This is a genomic window from Pseudoalteromonas sp. S1650 (genome assembly GCF_005887195.1).
GTDB lineage: Bacteria > Pseudomonadota > Gammaproteobacteria > Enterobacterales > Alteromonadaceae > Pseudoalteromonas > Pseudoalteromonas simplex.
Genome location: NZ_PNDF01000102.1, coordinates 1 through 1,092, shown reverse-complemented (window position 1 = coordinate 1,092; position 1,092 = coordinate 1). Strand labels below are relative to the sequence as shown.

Here is a 1,092-nt window from a genome sequence, read left to right as displayed (position 1 = left end):
GTCCTGAAACCATACGTCGATACGGTCAAGAGGAAGGTGTCCTGGTGTGTGAAGGATCGTTTCCAGTTGGAAGTTTTTTAAAAGCCTCTTGGCTCTGTAATGATTGTTTCGGGTGTTTAGAGCGGCTTGTGATCCAACTAAAGCCAAGTTGCTTTAGAATTTTATAGACATGATTTAAGTGGTAATGAACACCAAATTCAGTGTGAATGTAATGCACAATGTCTTCACCGGTAAGGCGCCCACCTTGAAGCTCTGTGTTCGTGCGCTTTGTAAATTCAGACAGTTGTTCAAGTTGCTGCGGTTGCAGCCTTGATGGACGTCCTTGAATAGGCTTATTGTCTAAACCACCCAGCCCATTCTCTAGGTAACTAGAAACCCATTTATTCACACTACTTCTTGCAGTGTTTAGACGTTTTGCAATATCGGTTCGGCTATTACCCTCATAAAATAAAGACACTGCGAGCAATCGCATGCGTTTTCGTGCGTTTGGTTCTTTTCGAGAAAGCGCTAAAAGCTGTTCAGATATGTTTGAATTCAATGTTATTAGCCGGTGATTTTATATAGCCTATATTAGATCAGATATTTAAGCGGAATGGTATAATTCGTCATGCAGAATGAAGAGATAAAGCTCATTAATAAAAGACGAATTAGCGCAAAGTGAAGTAAGCCATTTTAGAGCTCGCCAAGTTGTTAGACCAATAGAGATTTTAAGAATTTTTAACCATGGGTTATGAAGAGGGTCATATGGATTATGTTGGGTTTCGCTCCGCTCTACCCAACCTACCTGGCTGAAAGCTCCAAACGCAAAAAAGCCCGACTCTTTCGAATCGGGCTTTCTCTTATTTGGAGCCTGGCGATGACCTACTTTCACATAGCAGCTGCTACACTATCATCGGCGCTGTTTCGTTTCACTACTGAGTTCGGCATGGGGTCAGGTGGGTCCAAAACGCTATTGTCACCAAGCAAATTTGGTTTTAATTCGCTCTTTTGAGCAAATTAATAAATCTGGAAATCTGATATCAAGTAAATGTCTACTTTAGTAACTTAACTTCTGTTCGTTACGCTGTCATAAAAAGCGTTATTCATAGTATT

1 protein-coding gene and 1 rRNA gene are annotated in these 1,092 nt (G+C 40.8%); both read right to left on the bottom strand.

From position 1 onward, the window contains the following. Positions 1 to 25: 25 nt before the first annotated feature. Positions 26 to 472: an IS630 family transposase gene (locus CWB80_RS21235; RefSeq protein WP_138686299.1), complete on the bottom strand. Its 447-nt coding sequence runs from the start codon at positions 470 to 472 to the stop codon at positions 26 to 28. 376 nt (positions 473 to 848) lie between these two features. Further along, positions 849 to 963, bottom strand: a 5S ribosomal RNA gene (gene rrf, locus CWB80_RS21230). Positions 964 to 1,092: the final 129 nt, after the last annotated feature.

Bases quoted from the DNA above. Each gene is read 5' to 3' on its own strand.
- CWB80_RS21235 (WP_138686299.1), bottom strand. From the start codon at position 472: ATGCGATTGCTCGCAGTGTCTTTATTTTATGAGGGTAATAGCCGAACC.